At 71.3% G+C, this 15,311-nt stretch carries 12 protein-coding genes; 8 read left to right on the top strand and 4 right to left on the bottom strand.

Annotation, left to right across the window (positions count from 1 at the left end):
- Positions 1-121: 121 nt before the first annotated feature.
- The 6 genes from Nocox_RS32470 to Nocox_RS32445 all read left to right on the top strand — a co-directional run bounded on the left by Nocox_RS32470 (position 122) and on the right by Nocox_RS32445 (position 8,076).
- Positions 122-685, top strand: coding sequence for a single-stranded DNA-binding protein (locus tag Nocox_RS32470; protein ID WP_020542099.1), 564 nt, complete (start codon positions 122-124; stop codon positions 683-685).
- Positions 686-1,410: 725 nt separating this feature from the next.
- Entirely contained in the window at positions 1,411-3,153 is a 1,743-nt protein-coding gene (locus Nocox_RS32465; protein ID WP_020542101.1) for a GGDEF domain-containing protein, read from the top strand.
- Positions 3,154-3,595: 442 nt separating this feature from the next.
- Positions 3,596-5,260, top strand: coding sequence for an energy-dependent translational throttle protein EttA (ettA, locus tag Nocox_RS32460; RefSeq protein WP_020542102.1), 1,665 nt, complete (start codon positions 3,596-3,598; stop codon positions 5,258-5,260).
- A gap of 684 nt (positions 5,261-5,944) precedes the next feature.
- Positions 5,945-6,457, top strand: a complete 513-nt coding sequence (locus Nocox_RS32455) for a VOC family protein (RefSeq protein ID WP_020542104.1) — start codon at positions 5,945-5,947, stop codon at positions 6,455-6,457.
- Between the two features lie 75 nt (positions 6,458-6,532).
- Positions 6,533-6,952 carry a Zn-ribbon domain-containing OB-fold protein gene (locus tag Nocox_RS32450; protein WP_020542105.1) on the top strand — a complete coding sequence of 140 codons (420 nt, stop codon included), beginning with the start codon at positions 6,533-6,535 and terminating at the stop codon, positions 6,950-6,952.
- Positions 6,949-8,076 carry a thiolase C-terminal domain-containing protein gene (locus Nocox_RS32445; protein ID WP_020542106.1) on the top strand — a complete coding sequence of 376 codons (1,128 nt, stop codon included), beginning with the start codon at positions 6,949-6,951 and terminating at the stop codon, positions 8,074-8,076. The genes Nocox_RS32450 and Nocox_RS32445 overlap by 4 nt, the downstream gene beginning before the upstream one ends.
- A 9-nt stretch (positions 8,077-8,085) precedes the next feature.
- Here the strand turns inward: Nocox_RS32445 and Nocox_RS32440 are convergent, their stop codons facing one another.
- Together Nocox_RS32440 and Nocox_RS32435 are read right to left on the bottom strand one after the other, a co-directional pair.
- Complete coding sequence (locus tag Nocox_RS32440; protein WP_020542107.1) at positions 8,086-10,173, bottom strand: acetate--CoA ligase family protein; 2,088 nt, start codon at positions 10,171-10,173, stop codon at positions 8,086-8,088.
- Positions 10,174-10,177: 4 nt separating this feature from the next.
- Positions 10,178-11,332, bottom strand: a complete 1,155-nt coding sequence (locus tag Nocox_RS32435) for an acyl-CoA dehydrogenase family protein (RefSeq protein ID WP_020542108.1) — start codon at positions 11,330-11,332, stop codon at positions 10,178-10,180.
- 115 nt (positions 11,333-11,447) lie between these two features.
- Here Nocox_RS32435 and Nocox_RS32430 point away from each other — a divergent pair, with 115 nt between their 5' ends.
- Complete coding sequence (locus Nocox_RS32430) at positions 11,448-12,059, top strand: TetR/AcrR family transcriptional regulator (RefSeq protein ID WP_020542109.1); 612 nt, start codon at positions 11,448-11,450, stop codon at positions 12,057-12,059.
- 9 nt (positions 12,060-12,068) lie between these two features.
- Here the strand turns inward: Nocox_RS32430 and Nocox_RS32425 are convergent, their stop codons facing one another.
- Positions 12,069-12,887: a MaoC family dehydratase gene (locus Nocox_RS32425; RefSeq protein WP_020542110.1), complete on the bottom strand. Its 819-nt coding sequence runs from the start codon at positions 12,885-12,887 to the stop codon at positions 12,069-12,071.
- A gap of 1 nt (position 12,888) precedes the next feature.
- Positions 12,889-13,788 (bottom strand): SDR family oxidoreductase, encoded by a 900-nt coding sequence (locus Nocox_RS32420; RefSeq protein ID WP_020542111.1) that lies wholly within the window; start codon positions 13,786-13,788, stop codon positions 12,889-12,891.
- 75 nt (positions 13,789-13,863) lie between these two features.
- Between Nocox_RS32420 and Nocox_RS32415 the strand changes: the two genes are divergently transcribed.
- Positions 13,864-15,297 (top strand): MFS transporter, encoded by a 1,434-nt coding sequence (locus Nocox_RS32415; RefSeq protein ID WP_020542112.1) that lies wholly within the window; start codon positions 13,864-13,866, stop codon positions 15,295-15,297.
- Positions 15,298-15,311 lie beyond the last annotated feature (14 nt).

The raw sequence follows: 15,311 nt of genomic DNA, 5'->3' as shown, positions 1-15,311 counted from the left end.
CCGCCTGAACGCCTCCATCCACAGAATCCCGTTCGCCAGCCCGTGACCGACGCCGTCTGCGGCACCTTGGCACCAGGTCGCGGGCACCCCGCCCGCCAGTCGCAGCAGGGGAAGGCACAGGATGAACGACATCTACATCACGCTCACCGGCAACGTCGCAGCAGAGCCCAGGCAGCACACCTTCGAGGACGGTCTCAGGGTCACCTCGCTGAGGGTTCTCACCTCACACCGCTACTTCGACAAGAAGACCAGCCAGTGGACGGACGGCGACCGCGTCTGCTTCACGGTCCGCTGCTGGCGCGCCCTCGGCGACAACGTCGCCACGTCCGTACGGGCCGGGCAGCCCGTCGTGGTCTCCGGCCGGCTCCGCATCCGCGAGTTCGGCCCCGAGGGCGACCGCCGCTTCATGCCCGAGATCGAGGCCAGCGCCGTGGGCCATGACCTGCGCTGGGGCACCGGCGCGTTCACCAAGCCCGAGCGGGGCGGCGGCACGACCTCGATGAGCAAGGAGATGCGCGACCGCCTCGACGAGGAGACCCAGGACTGGGCGATGGCGACCCGCCCCGGCCGCGCCTCCTCGCCCACCGTACGCATTCTCGGCGCTCCCGACCCGGATCAGCCGGACTCCTCCGACGACAACGACGAGACCGAGGCGCACCTGACGGAGGACCGAGCGGCGGCATGACCCTGAAGCCGCCCACCCCGCTGGCCCCGCCTGCTCTCTTCACCGCGCTGTGCCGGCGAACGCAGTGGAACCCGCCCATGTGAACGTGCTTCCACGACAGGCCACGTGAACAAAGACCGCGCAACCCCTCCCGCCTGCGGTCGTTCACGCGGCCTGTCCTGCCCGGCGCGCTCACCAAGCCCCTCCACGTGAAGAAACAGGCCCACGCGAGCCCATGCGAGCAACCCGCCCACATCGGCCCGCGCACGCGGGCGAATCCCGTCAACCTCCCACTCATGCCCGTAAGTAACACCCTGTCGCGTCGTCGTCGGAGAAGGGAGGAGAGGAAGGGAAAGACCGCCGACGATGGCGAGGATCGCGAGAGGCGAGTGCGGAGTGCAAGTAGGCCCACCGCACTGCCCCTCCATCAGGCGAGCAACCGGCCGTACAAGCAGAACCGCTGCCGGTGGAGCGGGGGGAGACGGGGCGGGAACAGCTGGGGGAGGGGGCATCGGCCAGGCCCGTTCCCTCCACCCCGAGGGCGGCCGATGGCGTGTTCTCCAGCATCAGATCCCGAGAGAGCATCTATCAGGTCCAGATGACGCCCCGCACCATGGCTGCTCCTTTCCACCACGGCCCGCTCGCGGAGTGAGCAGGCACGGTCCATGCCAACGTATAGGTTCCCATCGCACAACGCACACTCCGCAATTATTGTGTTACACATCGTTAGTTAGGGAGGAGACGAGATGGCGGCGACCAGTCACGCCTCGATCCAGCCTCGCGACGGTGTGTCAACACTGGTCGGCCGCTGGCCGTTGCTCGGGCAACGCCGCGCACTCGTGATCTACCTGGCCGCGATGGTCACCCTCGACCTCGCCGCGATCACGGTGTTCACGCTAACGCTGGATTTCCGGTGGCCGGACGTGTACACCTTCGCCGCCCTCATGGGCTGCGGCGTGGTCTGCATCGAGGCGACCCGGCGGCTCGGGGTGCCGGCCGGAGTCTCGCGCGACCTGCTGTCGGCCTGGTGGTTGCCGGTGGCTCTGCTCCTGCCGCCGCTCTACGCGCTGCTCGCGCCGATCGTGCTGCAGGCCCTCCTCCAGGTACGGGTCCGGGCGACCGTCCTCTACCGCCGGGTCACCAACTCGGCCGCCATCGGGCTGGCGGGGTGCACGGCTTCCGTGCTGTTCCATCGTTTCGTCGCCGATCCGGGGCTGCTGTCGCAGGGGAGCGGGCCGCCGATCGTCTTCGCGGTCGTGGCCGCGATCCTCTTCGCGCTGCTCAACATCGCGCTCATCGCCATCGCGGCCCTGACCGCCGACCCGGAGATGAACCGGCGTGAGCTGCTCTGGGACAAGGAGAGCCTCCTGCTCGACATCGTCGAGCTGTGCCTGGGCATCTCCGTCGCGATCCTCTGCGGGCTCAACCTCGCGCTGCTCCTGCTCGCGCTGCCGCCGGTCGTCCTGCTGCAACGCAGCCTGTTGCACGCCCAGCTCCAGGCGGCGGCCCGTACCGACGCCAAGACGGGGCTGCTCAACGCCGCAGCCTGGCAGCGCGAGGCCGACATGGAGATCGTCCGGGCCCGGCGCACCAACGACGCCCTGGCCCTTCTGATCATCGACATCGACCACTTCAAACGGGTCAACGACGCCCACGGCCACCTGGCCGGCGACCAGGTGCTCATCGGGGTGGCGTCCACGTTGCGAAGCCAGCTCCGCGAGTACGACGTGGTGGGCCGCTTCGGCGGCGAGGAGTTCGTGGTGCTGCTGCCGGGCGCCGACACCCACGAGGCCCGCCGCGTCGCCGAGCGCCTGCGCGCCCGCATCCGCCACCTGGCCGTTCCCGTCGAGGACTCCCTGATCAGGGTCACCATCTCGATCGGCGTGGCTCTGCTGAGCGTCCACGGTGACGATCTCATCGAGCTGCTGGCCGCCGCCGATCTGGCCCTCTATCGCGCCAAGGAGCTGGGCCGAGATCGCGTCTGCGTCTCCGCCATCCAACCCCAGTCCGAACCCCCACCCGCGACCCATCCCCAGCCGGACCCCCACCCCCTCCCCGACCCCCACCACTCACACCTCCAGCCGCACCCACACCCCGAGATCCCCCCTCAATCCCCGCCCCTCACTCAACCCCAATCCCAAACCCAGCCCCAACACACACCCACCTCCGCCCCCGAACACGAACCCCAGCCCTCGGCCCCGGCCCAGCCTCAGGCCCAGCCCTCCGCCTCGGCTCAGCCCCAGAAGCGGCCTCAGCGCGAGGCCCAGCCGCAGTCGCAGTCCCGGCCTCAGCCCTCGGTCCAGCCTGAGCCGTCGGCGTCGGTGTCGGCTCAGCCCCAGGCCCAGCCCTCGGCCTCGGCTCACCCCCAGGACCCGCTCCAGCCTCAGGACCCGCCTCAGGTCCAAGACCCGGCTCAACCCCAGGCACAACCTCCGGCCACGCCGCAGCCCCAGGCTCAGGTCCGTCCCCTTCCCGAGCCTGAAGCCTGAGATCCGCCGTTGGCGGAGTGGGCCGAACCCAATGCTTGTCCTCCCGCCTCCGGCGCCTCGCGCCCAGAGCCTGACGTCCGAGCGGGGAGAGAGCCAGGAACTGGGCTCTGCCACCGACCCCCTGATTCCGGCCTCTTGCCTCAGGGAGCCCGCCTCGTCACTCCTGCCATGGGACGCCCGCCTCGACAGCTCCTGCCTTGGGGCACCCGCCTCGGCACTCCTGCCTTGGGACGCCCGCTTTGGGGGTGCGTCTCAGGACCCTGCGCTCGAATCTCCCTGTGTCCGGCCCCTCCGTCGAAGGAGGTGGGGGCGAAGGGCGGGAGGCGGTCAGGGGGCGAACCGGTGAGGGGGGAGGGGGAAGGTGGGCGGGTGGGGAGGGGGGTTTCGGGGTGGTGGGGAGGAGCGGCGGAAGCCTGGGTCAGGAGCCCCTAAGCTAGAGGGCATGCCGGAGTACATCTACACGCTGCAGCGCGTGCGTAAGGCGCACGGCGACAAGGTGGTCCTTGACGACGTCACGCTGTCCTTCCTGCCCGGAGCCAAGATCGGTGTTCTGGGGCCGAACGGCACCGGGAAGTCCACGCTGCTCCGGATGATGGCCGGCCTGGAGCAGCCGTCCAACGGTGACGCGCGGCTCATGCCCGGGTTCACGGTGGGGATGCTCCAGCAGGAGCCCCCGCTCAACGAGGAGAAGACGGTCCTCGGCAACGTGCAGGAGGGTGTCGCCGAGACGATGGCGATGCTCCAGCGCTTCAACGAGATCGCCGAGCAGATGGCCACCGACTACAGCGACGAGCTGATGGACGAGATGGGCAAGCTGCAGGACCAGTTGGAGCACCGCAACGCCTGGGATCTCGACAGCCAGCTGGAGCAGGCGATGGACGCCCTGCGCTGCCCGCCGCCCGACGCCGACGTGACCACGCTGTCCGGTGGTGAGCGCCGCCGGGTCGCGCTGTGCAAGCTGCTGCTGGAGGCCCCCGACCTGCTGCTGCTCGACGAGCCCACCAACCACCTCGACGCCGAGAGCGTGCAGTGGCTGGAGCAGCACCTGGAGAAGTATCCGGGGACGGTCCTGGCCGTCACCCACGACCGCTACTTCCTGGACAACGTGGCGGGCTGGATCCTGGAGCTCGACCGGGGCCGGGCGTTCGCCTACGAGGGCAACTACTCGACGTACCTGGAGGCGAAGGCGCAGCGGCTCAAGGTCGAGGGGCAGAAGGACGTCAAGCGCAAGAAGCGCCTGGAGGACGAGCTGGAGTGGGTCCGCTCCAACCCGAAGGCGCGCCAGACGAAGAGCAAGGCCCGTCTCCAGCGGTACGAGGAGATGGCGGCCGAGGCTGACAAATACCGCAAGCTGGACTTCGACGAGATCCAGATCCCGCCGGGCCCGCGCCTCGGCACCACGGTCATCAGGGCCGAAGGGCTCACCAAGGGCTTCGACGACCGGCTGCTGATGGAGGGGCTGACGTTCGACCTGCCGCGCAACGGCATCGTCGGCATCATCGGTCCCAACGGCGTCGGCAAGACCACGCTGTTCCGGATGATCACCGGCAGCGAGACGCCCGACAAGGGGTCGATCATCGTCGGCGACACGGTCAAGATCTCCTACGCCGACCAGAGCCGCGGCGGCATCGACCCGGCCAAGAACGTCTGGGAGGTCGTCTCCGACGGGCTCGACCACATCAAGGTCGGCAACGTGGAGATGCCGTCGCGGGCGTACATCGCGGCGTTCGGGTTCAAGGGCCCCGACCAGCAGAAGAAGGCCGGGGTGCTGTCGGGTGGCGAGCGCAACCGGCTCAACCTGGCGCTCACCCTCAAGCAGGGCGGCAACGTGCTGCTGCTGGACGAGCCGACCAACGACCTCGACACCGAGACGCTGTCGTCGCTGGAGAACGCGCTGCTCGACTTCCCGGGCTGCGCGGTCATCACCTCGCACGACCGGTGGTTCCTCGACCGCATCGCCACGCACATCCTGGCGTGGGAGGAAGGGTCGAACTGGTTCTGGTTCGAGGGCAACTTCGCCGACTACGAGAAGAACAAGATCGAGCGGCTGGGTGCGGACGCGGCGCGTCCGCACCGGGTGACGTACCGCAAGCTGCACCGCGACTAGCGAGAGCGGTCGCCGTACGTGAGGCGGCGGGTCTGGCTCCGGACAAGGGGGCCGGGCCCGCCGCTTCGTCGTTTCTGCGGTGTCCCCGGGGAGGCCGGTCAGCCTTCCGTCTTCAGCGCCACGGTCACGGGGGTCCGGGTGGCGCGCCGTCAGTGGCCGTTGAACATCACGATCGCGGGGACGAACAGCACCGGGCAGCCGAGCGCCACGTACAGCCAGGTCTGCCGGCCGGTGGCCTCCACCATGCGTGCCGGAGGAGGTCTCGGGCCGGCCGAGGAGCACGGCGAGGAAGACGGTGGCGAGCACGGCGGCGATCGTCCCGCCGAGAGTGAACGGCAGTCCGGCCGGCGACGGCGGCGGCCAGGAGGTCCGCGCCGACCGGCCCCCACGTCCAGAACCCGAACGCCTGCGCCCGGCCGAGCCGGGGGGAGAAGTCGCGGTGGCGGGCGGTTCCGGCCATCGCCACCCCGTCCACGAACGCCGGCACGATCCTGGCGATCAGCAGGTCGCGCGGGCTGTGCACGAGCGTCATGGCGAAGCAGCGGACGGCGGTCGGCGCCATGAGCGGGAGGAGCAGCCGCGCCTGGCCGACCCGGTCGGTGAGCCGCGGGATCCGTCAAGAGTGAGTCATGGCCCGCACGCTAGAATCAAATTCTAGGATTCGACGGAGTAAGGAGTCTCGCCTTGGACCTGGAACTGGACGGCCTTGAGGTGATCTTCGACCACACGGCCGTGGCCGCGCCGCGCATCAGGGACCTGCTGCCGATCTACGGTGACCTGCTCGGCGGCCGGCATCTGGGCGGCGGGGGCGACAACCGGGTCAGCGGCTACCGCACCCTGCAGCTCACGTACGCGAACGGCGGCAAGGTCGAGCTGATGGAGCCGCTGGCGGGTTCGTCCTTCTTCGACAGCTTCTTCGAGCTCACCAGGGGCCGGGGCGGGGTCCACCACCTGAACTTCCACGTCAACGACCTGGACGCGGCCGTCGCCCGGCTCACCGCCCGCGGCTTCCGCCTGCACGGGCTCAACCGGGCCGACGCGCGCTGGCAGGAGGTGTTCCTGCACCCCAAGGAGGCGCACGGGGTGCTGATCCAGCTCGCCCAGCCGGGCTTCCGTGACGCGGACGAGCCGCGGCCCGGCCTGGAGGAGGTGCTGGCCGGACGGGGCCGCAACGGCAACGGCATCCCCAGCCCCTGATCCGGCCCCCTGGGTCTTCCCTCTCCCGTCCGGCCAGATCTAGAGTGAGATTCTAGAACCCGATGAGGGAGGGCGATGAAGCCGGCACCTAGGCCCACACCCGAGACCCAGCCGTTCTGGGACGGTACGGCCGCGGGAGAGCTCAGGATCCAGCGCTGCCAGACGTGCGCGCGCCACTACTTCTATCCGCGGCCGAGCTGCCCCCGTTGCGGCAGCGACCAGGTCGAATGGGTCCGGGCCAGTGGCCGCGCGACCCTCTACTCGTACGTGATCAACCACCGCCCCGCCCCCGGCTTCGAGGACGACGGCCCGTACGCCATCGCGGTCGTCGAGCTGGAGGAGGGCGTCCGCATGATGACCAACATCGTGGGCGTCGAGAACGTCCCCGAGAAGCTGCCGCTGGACATGGAGCTGCGGGTGGTGTTCGAGCGGCGCGGCGACGTGGCCGTGCCCCTCTTCGAGCCCGCCGCCACGGACGTGGGAGGCGCCCGATGAACGTCGTGATCGCCGGCGCCGCGGAGACCGACGAGGTCGGCCGCCTCCCGCACCACTCGACCTTCCAGCTCCACCTGGAGGCCGCCCGCAACGCGCTCGCCGACGCGGGGCTGACCAAGGACGACATCGACGGCGTCGCCACGGTCGGCACGCCCGGCCCGATCCAGGTGGCCCACGCCCTCGGCATCACCCCCGCCTGGCTGGACGGCACGGGAGTGGGCGGCTCGTCGTTCCTGTTCCACGTCCGGCACGCGGCGGCGGCCATCCGCGCCGGGCTGTGCCACACCGTGCTCATCACGCACGGCGAGTCGGGCCGCTCGCGCGTCGGGCCCGGCCGGTACGGCATGGGGCCGGACTCGCTGCTCGGCCAGTTCGAGGTGCCGTACGGCGTGGTCGGGCCGCCCACGTCGTTCACGATCACCGCGCTGCGCTACATGAAGGAGACCGGCCTCACCCACGAGCAGCTCGCCGAGGTGGCGGTGGCGCAGCGGCGCTGGTCGCACCTCAACCCGCGGGCGATGTTCCGCGACCTCATCACGGTGGAGGACGTGCTCGCCTCGCGCATGGTCGCCTACCCGTTCCACCTGCTGGAGTGCTGCCTGGTCACGGACGGCGGCGGCGCCCTGGTCGTCACCTCGGCCGAACGGGCCCGCCGCTCCCCGGTCCACCTGCTGGGCTCGGGCGAGTCCGCGGAGTCGCCGATCATCTCGCAGATGGAGGACTTCACCACCTCCAAGGCGTTCCGGCTGTCGGGGGAGGCCGCGTTCGCCGAGGCCAAGATCACCCACGAGGACGTGGACCACCTCATGGTGTACGACGCCTTCGCCCACGTGCCGATCTACGGTCTGGAGGATCTCGGGTTCGTGGGCCGTGGCGAGGCGGGGGCGTTCATCGCCGAGGGCCACACCTCGCCCGGCGGCCGGCTGCCGATGAACACCAACGGTGGCGGCCTTTCCTACACCCATACCGGCATGTACGGCATGTTCGCCATCCAGGAGGCGGTGCGCCAGCTCCGCGGCGAGGCGGCGGCCCAGGTGCCCGGCGTGGAGGTGAGCGTCGTGCTGGGCAACGGCGGCATGTTCGCCTCCGCCGCGACCCTCGTCCTGGCCAACCGCCTGCCCTGAGGAACGTGATCAGTCGCGCCAGGTCACCAGCGCGTCCAGGGCCTCGACGCGGGAGCCGGTGACGAGGAGCGGGTTGATCTCCAGGGACTCCAGGCGTTCGCCGAGGCTCCCGGCGAACGCCGCGATCCGGGCCACCACCTCGGCCACCGCGTCGAGGTCGGCGGGCTCGGCGCCCCTGGCCCCGCGCAGCAGCGCCGCGCCGCGCAGCTCCGTCAGGGCCCGGCGGATCTCGGCGGCGTCCGCCGGCAGCACGCGCAGCGCCGCGTCCCGCAGCACCTCGACCCACACCCCGCCGAGCCCGACGGCGAGCGTCAGCCCCCAGGCGGGGTCGCGGACGATCCCGACCAGCAGCTCGATCCCGCCGCTCCGCCGCGGCTGGACAAGCACGCCGGCCGCGTCGGGCACCGCCTCCATGAGCTCGCGGTGGACCCGCTCGACCGCGGCGGCGTCCCGTACGTCCAGGCGGACCCCGCCGACGTCGCTCTTGTGGCCGAGCCCTTCGGCGGCCACCTTGAGCACGACGGGGTAGCCGAAGCCGCCGGCCGCCGCGACCGCCTCGTCCGCGGTGCGGGCGAGCGCCGACGGCACGACGGGCAGCCCGGCCCCGGCCAGCAGGGCGGCGGCCCGATGCTCGGCCCACACCCCGACCGCCCCTTGGGCGACGGCCGAGGGGGCGGGCGGAGTCGCGGCGGGCCGGGACAGAACGCGGTCGCGGGTCTCGGACCAGCGGACCGCCGCGGCGACGGCCTGGAGGCCGTGCTCGATCCCGCCCGCCACGTACGGGTAGCCGGTCTCCCGCTGCACCCGCCGCCCGAACTCGGTGACGTCCGTCAGCACGTTGCTCACCACGACGACCGGTACCGGTGACTCGGCGATGCGCCGCGCGCTCGCCGAGTACAGCGCGAAGACCGGCGCCGGGTCGGGCGGCGCGACCTTGGGCGGCTCGGACAGCAGCAGCACCACGTCGATGCCGGGGTCGGCGGTGACCACCTCCAGAGCCCGGCCCAGCAGGGTCCGGTCGATGAGCACGTAGCCGGTGACGTCGAGCGGGTTCTGCACGGTGCCGAACGACGGCACGATCTCCGCCAGCCTGGCCACGGTCCCGGGCGCGAACGCCGGCAGCTCCAGCCCTTCGTCCTCGGCCCGGTCGGCGATGATCTCCGACGCGCCGCCCGAGGGCGTCACGACGCCGACCCGCCGGCCGGGCAGCGGCCCGGTGGCGGCCAGCAGGCCGGCCGTGATGATCAGGTCCTCCAGGGAGCGCACCCGGATCACGCCGAGCTGCCGCAGGGCGGCGTCGATGACGTCGTCGTCGCCGACGAGCGCGCCCGTGTGGGCCTGCGCGGTCCGCGAGGCCAGCGTGCTGCGCCCGATCTTCAGCGCCACGATCGGCTTGCCGGCCTCCAGCGCCCGCCGCGCCACGCGGGAGAACTCGGCCGGGTTCCTGATCGTCTCCAGGAACAACGCGATCACCTTGGTGGCCGGATCGTCCACCAGGTAGTCGACGACGTCGGTGACCGTGACGACCGACTCGTTGCCCATCGAGGTGAGCAGGCTGACGCCGACGTTGCGGGCCAGCGCGAAGCCCAGCACGGAGCTGGCCAGCGCGCCGCTCTGCAGCACCACGCCGACCGCGCCGCGCAGCAGGGGCTCGGGGATGGGCAGCCCGTACGGGGTGATCCCGGCGGCGGCGTTGATGTAGCCGTTGCCGTTGGGCCCGAGGAGGGTCAGGCCGTGCTCGCGGGCGAAGGCGGCGACCTCGGCCTCCATCCGCGCGCCCGCCTCGCCCGACTCGCCGAAGCCCGCTGTCAGCACCACGTAGGCGCGGATGCCGAGCTTGGCGCCCTCCTCGATCACGCCGAGCACCGCCGGGGTGGGCACCATGACGTACGCCAGGTCGACGGGCTCGGGGATGTCGGTGAGGCTGCGGTGGGCGGGCTGCCCGTGGACGACGCCGCCGCGCGGGTTCACCAGGTGCACCGGCCCGGGGAAGCCGTGCGTCCGCAGGTTGAGCAGGGTGCTGACCGACCAGCCCGACTTGTCCGTGGCGCCGACCAGGGCGATCGAGCGCGGGTTGAACAGTGCCTGGACCGACATGCGATCACTCCCCGATGAGACCCAGTCGCGCGTGCCCCTTGATCAGGTTGCGGGCGATGGTCCGCCGCTGGATCTCGTCGGTGCCCTCGAAGATGCGCAGCAGCCGCAGCTCGCGGTACCACCGCTCGATCGGCAGTTCCTTCGTGTAGCCCATACCCCCGTGGATCTGGAGCACCCGATCGACGACCTGGTTGGCCATGACCGCGCCGTTGAGCTTGGCGATGGAGGAGGCGTGCCGGGCGTCCATGCCCTCCTGGACCCGCCAGGCCGCGTACAGCGTGAGCCATTTGGCGGCCTCGATCTCCACCTGGGAGTCGGCGATCATCCACTGGATGGCCTGGTACTCCGCGATGGCCTGCCCCATCGACTTGCGGATCTTGGCGTAGTCGACGGCCATCTGGAGCATGCGCTCGGCCGAGCCGATCGCGCGGGCGGGGATCATGTAGCGGCCCTGGCCGATCCACTGCATGGCCAGCTCGAAGCCCTTGCCCAGCTCGCCGAGGATGTTCTCCTCGGGGACGCGGACGTCCTGGAACACCAGCGCCGCCGGGCCCCACTCGCCCATGGTCGGGATCGGTTCGGACGTCCAGCCCATCTCCCTGTCCACCAGGAAGCAGGTGACGCCGTGCTCCTCGGCCACGGCGAACACCATGACGAAGTCGGCCTCGCTGCCGTTGGTGATGAAGGTCTTCTCGCCGTTGATGATCCACTCGTTGCCGTCGCGTACGGCCCTGGTGCGGATGTTGCGGGCGTCGGAGCCCGCGCCGGGCTCGGTGATCGCGAAGCAGGAGCGGCGCTCGCCCTCGATGGTGGGGATGAGGTAGCGGCGCTTCTGCTCCTCGGTGCCGGCGTAGAGGATGTTGTCGGCGGTGCCGCCGAAGGTGAACGGCACGAACGTGCGGCCCATCTCCATGGCGATGATCGCGGACATGACGGGGCCGAGGGCGGCGCCGCCGTACTCCTCGGGGGTGTTGATGCCCCAGAACCCGGACTTCCTGGCCTTGGCGCGCAGGTCGCGCAGCGTGTCGCGGTCGAGCCCCGGCCGGCCCTCGCGCTCGTTGCGCAGGACCTCGGGCTCCAGCGGCATGATCTCTCTCTCGATGAAGGACCGTACGGTGTCGCGGATCTGCCGTTCCTCGGGGGTGAGCGAGAAGTCCACGGCCGCCTCCTGCCTGCGAAAATTTCTAGAATCTTTCTCTAGGAATACATTCGAGGCAAGGACGTCCGGTGTCAAGAATCAGATTCTAGAATTCGGAAGCGCTAGCATGGCACGCATGGCACGCAAGTCGTCATGGGAGTGGAGCCGCACCGCGCAGACCCGCAAGAGCATGCTGCAGGCGGCCCGCGAGGTCTTCAGCGAGCACGGCTTCGCCGAGGCCAACGTCTCCGAGGTGGTGGCCCGCGCCGGGTCCAGCGTCGGCAGCCTCTACCACCACTTCGGCGGCAAGACCGAGCTGTTCCTCGCCCTCTACGAGGACCACCAGGCGGCGCACGAGCAGGCCTCGGCCGCCAGCGTGTCCAAGGCCAAGAAGGAGGGCGTGAGCGACCCGGTCGAGCTGCTGATCGCCGGGGCGCGCGCCTACCTCGCCGGGGCGTGGGAGCGCCGCGACCTGGTCCGGCTGTTCATCGACGGCGACGGGCCGCCCGGCTTCGAGCTGATCCGGCGCACCAGGGGCCGCGAGTGGGTCCGCCAGAACGCCGTGCTCCTCGGCGCCGGCGGCGACCCGCTCGACCGGTTCACCGTGGCCGTGCTGACCAGCATCATCGGCGAGGCCGCGCGCGAGGTGGCCACGTCCGACACCGAGGAGGAGGCCCAGGAGGTGATCGAGGCGGCGATGACGCTGATCCGCCGCCTCGACCCCCTGCGGGTCCTCGACGAGAGCTGAGAGTGGGGCTCAGGTGACGGTGGCCCGGCCGCGGTCGATGACCACCGTGCCGTCGTCCTTCGCCGTACGGAACAGCACGTCGCCCCCGTCCGCCCAGATCGACACCGTCAGCGCCTCACCGGGGAAGACCGGGCTGCTGAACCGGCCCGACATCGCCCTGAACCTGGCCGGGTCCGAGCCCGCGACCGCGTGCAGCAGCGCCCGCCCGGTCACCCCGTACGTGCACAGCCCGTGCAGGATCGGCTGGTCGAAGCCCGCCCGCGCGGCGAACTCCGGATCGCTGTGCAGCGGGTTGTAGTCGCCCGACAGCCGGTAGACCAGCGCCTGCTCGGGCCGCGTCGCGTAGGTGACCTTGTGGTCGGGGGCCCGGTCGGGCGCCCGCCAGTCGTCGCGCGGCCCGCGCTCGCCGCCGAAGCCGCCCTCGCCCCGGATGAACACCGAGCTGCGGCTGACGATGACCGGCTCGCCGGTCTCCAGGTCCACCGCCCGCGCCTCCGAGGTCACCAGCGCGCCCGAGCCCTTGTCGTAGATGCCGGTGACCGTGCTGGAGGTGCGCACCCCGCCGGCCGGCGGCAGCTCGCGGAACAGCTCGAACGCCTGCTCGGCGTGGACCAGCATGGCCCGGTCGAAGTCGCCGAGCCGCCGCCCCGGCGACTGCGCCGCCAGCACCGCGAACGTCGGCAGCACCCGCTGGCCCTTCTCGGTCGCGAACTCCAGCTCCGAGAGGCCCGCGCCGACGCCGAGCGCGTACAGCATGGTGTCCCTGGCCGTCCAGGTGCGCTCGTGCGCCGGCCCCTCCTGGCCGACCACGCCGTGGTCGAGCGGCATGTCAGTCCTCCCGTCCCGGGATGCGGCCGTTGGTGAGGGCGTTGGGCGCGGCCTTCTCGACCAGGGAGGGGATGACCGCGCCCAGCTCGGCCGGGTCCCAGCGGGAGCCCTTGTCGACGCCGGGCCCCGCGTGCCAGCCCTCGGCCACGCTGATCGCGCCGCCGCGCACGTTGAACACCCGGCCGGTGATGCCGCGCGCCTCGGCGCCGGCCAGCCAGACCACCAGCGGCGCGATGTCGTCGGGGTCGGCGCCCTTGGCCCCGGCCGGGATGAGGTTCTCGGTCATGCGGGTGAGGGCGGCGGGGGCGACGGCGTTGACGGTGACGCCGTAGCGCTCCAGCTCCCGCGCCGCGATGACGGTCAGGCCCGCGATGCCCGCCTTGGCCGCGCCGTAGTTGCCCTGTCCCGGGTTACCGTAGATCCCGGAGGACGAGGTCGTGTTGATGATCCGGGCATCCACCGGTTCGCCCGCCTTCGCCTTGCCCCGCCAGTAGGCGGCGGCATGGCGCAGCGGCGCGAACGTTCCCCGCAGGTGCACCCTGATGACGGCGTCCCACTCGTCGGCGGTCATGTTGACCAGCATCCGGTCGCGCAGGATGCCCGCGTTGTTGACCAGCACGTGCAGGTCGCCGAAACGCTCGATCGCGGCGCGCACCAGGCGTTCGGCGCCGTCGAAGTCGGAGACGTCCTCGCCGTTGACGATCGCCTCGCCGCCCATGGCCTCGATCTCGGCCACCACGTCCGCCGCGGCCCCGGACGAGCCGGTGCCGTCCACCTCCGCGCCCAGGTCGTTGACCACCACCTTGGCGCCCTGCCGGGCGAACTCCAGCGCGTGCCCGCGCCCGATGCCCCGTGCCCCGCCCGTGACGATGACCACGCGGCCGTCGACTATCCCGCTCATCCGACACCTCGATCCTTGACCGGCTGACGATGCGAATTGGATTCTAGTATTAAAATCTAGAAAGGACAGGGTCTCTTGCCGCTCGCGACCACCACCCCCATGGGCCAGGCCTGGCGAACGTTGTCGGTCGTGAGCCTCGCCAGCATGCTGACCGGCCTCGGCGGCAGCTCGATGAACGTCGCGCTGCCCGAGATCGCCCGGCACACCGGAGCCGACGCCACGGCGGCAGGCTGGATCCTCCTCGGCTTCCAGTTGACCACGACCGTCCTCATGGTGGTATTAGGCCGGCTCGCCGACCTGTTCGGCCGGCGCCGCATGTACCTGCTCGGGCTGAGCGTCTACACCGTCGCCGCCCTCCTCGCCGGGTTCTCGCCCGACGCCTGGGTGATCGTCGCGCTGCGCGTGGTCCAGGCCGCCGGAGCCGCGATGCTCCTCACCAACAGCGCCGCCCTCGTCAGCGACGCCTTCCCCCGAGAACGGCTGGGCGAGGGAATGGGCGTGTACGTGGCCTCGTTCTCCATCGCCGGGCTCATCGGGCCGACGCTCGGCGGGTTCCTGGCCGAGAGCCTCGGCTGGCGGTGGGTGTTCTGGTTCAACGTGCCCCTCGGCGTGGCCTGCCTGGTCTGGGGCGCGCTCGTGCTGCGCGGCCCCGCGCCCGGCGACCGGGACCGCGGCCTCGACCTGCCCGGCAGCCTGCTCGTGCTGGTCACGCTGGGCGGGCTGCTGCTGGCGCTGTCGGAGTTCACCCGGCTCGGGTGGAGCCACCCGATCGTGGTGTCCGGGCTGGTGGCGGCCGTCGCCGGGCTGCCGCTCTTCCTGGCCAGGGAGCGGCGGGCCGCGCACCCCGTGGTGGACCTGGGGCTCTTCCGCGACCGGGCGTTCGCCTTCGGGACGCTCGCGTCGTTCCTCAACGCCGTCGCCCGCATGGGCATGGTGTTCCTCGTCGCCCTCTACTTCCAGGCGGTGCGCGGCGAGGACCCGGTGCAGGCCGGGCTCAAGGTGCTGCCGCTCGCGGTGGCCGCGATGACCGCCTCCGTGGTCTCCGGGTTCCTCCAGCGCCTGCTCACCGCCCGTACGCTGGCCGTCGGCGGCGCCGCCGCCACCACGTGCGGCCTGCTCGTCATGCTGGCCGTGATGTCCACCGACGTCCCCTACCCGGCCGTGGCGCTCGGGCTGGTGCTCATCGGGCTCGGCTCGGGGGTGTTCCTGCCCTCCAACACCACCGCCATCCTCGACGGCCTGCCCTCCGACCGGCTCGGCATCGTCAACGCCATGCGCCTCATGCTCCAGAACACCGGCAACGTCGTCGGCACCGCCCTGGTCCTGTCGATCATCACGGCCCCGCTCCCCGCCGCCCTGCACCAGCAGGTCTTCGCCGGAACGCTCGGCCGGCTGTCGGGCGGAGCGGTCGAGCAGCTCGTCACCGGCTACCGCTACGCGCTCGCCGTCATGGCCGCGATCTCGGTGCTGACCGTGCTGGCCTGCCTGGCCCGGCGCAAGGCCACCTGACCGGGACCGGTACG

Source organism: Nonomuraea coxensis DSM 45129 (assembly GCF_019397265.1).
GTDB lineage: Bacteria > Actinomycetota > Actinomycetes > Streptosporangiales > Streptosporangiaceae > Nonomuraea > Nonomuraea coxensis.
The sequence above is the reverse complement of the archived record's forward strand: the minus strand, read 5'-3'. Positions and strand labels throughout refer to the sequence as shown.

Coding starts and splice junctions, on each gene's coding strand:
- Nocox_RS32470 (WP_020542099.1), top strand. CDS start 122: ATGAACGACATCTACATCACGCTCACCGGCAACGTCGCAGCAGAGCCC.
- Nocox_RS32465 (WP_020542101.1), top strand. CDS start 1,411: ATGGCGGCGACCAGTCACGCCTCGATCCAGCCTCGCGACGGTGTGTCA.
- ettA (WP_020542102.1), top strand. CDS start 3,596: ATGCCGGAGTACATCTACACGCTGCAGCGCGTGCGTAAGGCGCACGGC.
- Nocox_RS32450 (WP_020542105.1), top strand. CDS start 6,533: ATGAAGCCGGCACCTAGGCCCACACCCGAGACCCAGCCGTTCTGGGAC.
- Nocox_RS32445 (WP_020542106.1), top strand. CDS start 6,949: ATGAACGTCGTGATCGCCGGCGCCGCGGAGACCGACGAGGTCGGCCGC.
- Nocox_RS32440 (WP_020542107.1), bottom strand. CDS start 10,173: ATGTCGGTCCAGGCACTGTTCAACCCGCGCTCGATCGCCCTGGTCGGC.
- Nocox_RS32430 (WP_020542109.1), top strand. CDS start 11,448: ATGGCACGCAAGTCGTCATGGGAGTGGAGCCGCACCGCGCAGACCCGC.
- Nocox_RS32425 (WP_020542110.1), bottom strand. CDS start 12,887: ATGCCGCTCGACCACGGCGTGGTCGGCCAGGAGGGGCCGGCGCACGAG.
- Nocox_RS32420 (WP_020542111.1), bottom strand. CDS start 13,788: ATGAGCGGGATAGTCGACGGCCGCGTGGTCATCGTCACGGGCGGGGCA.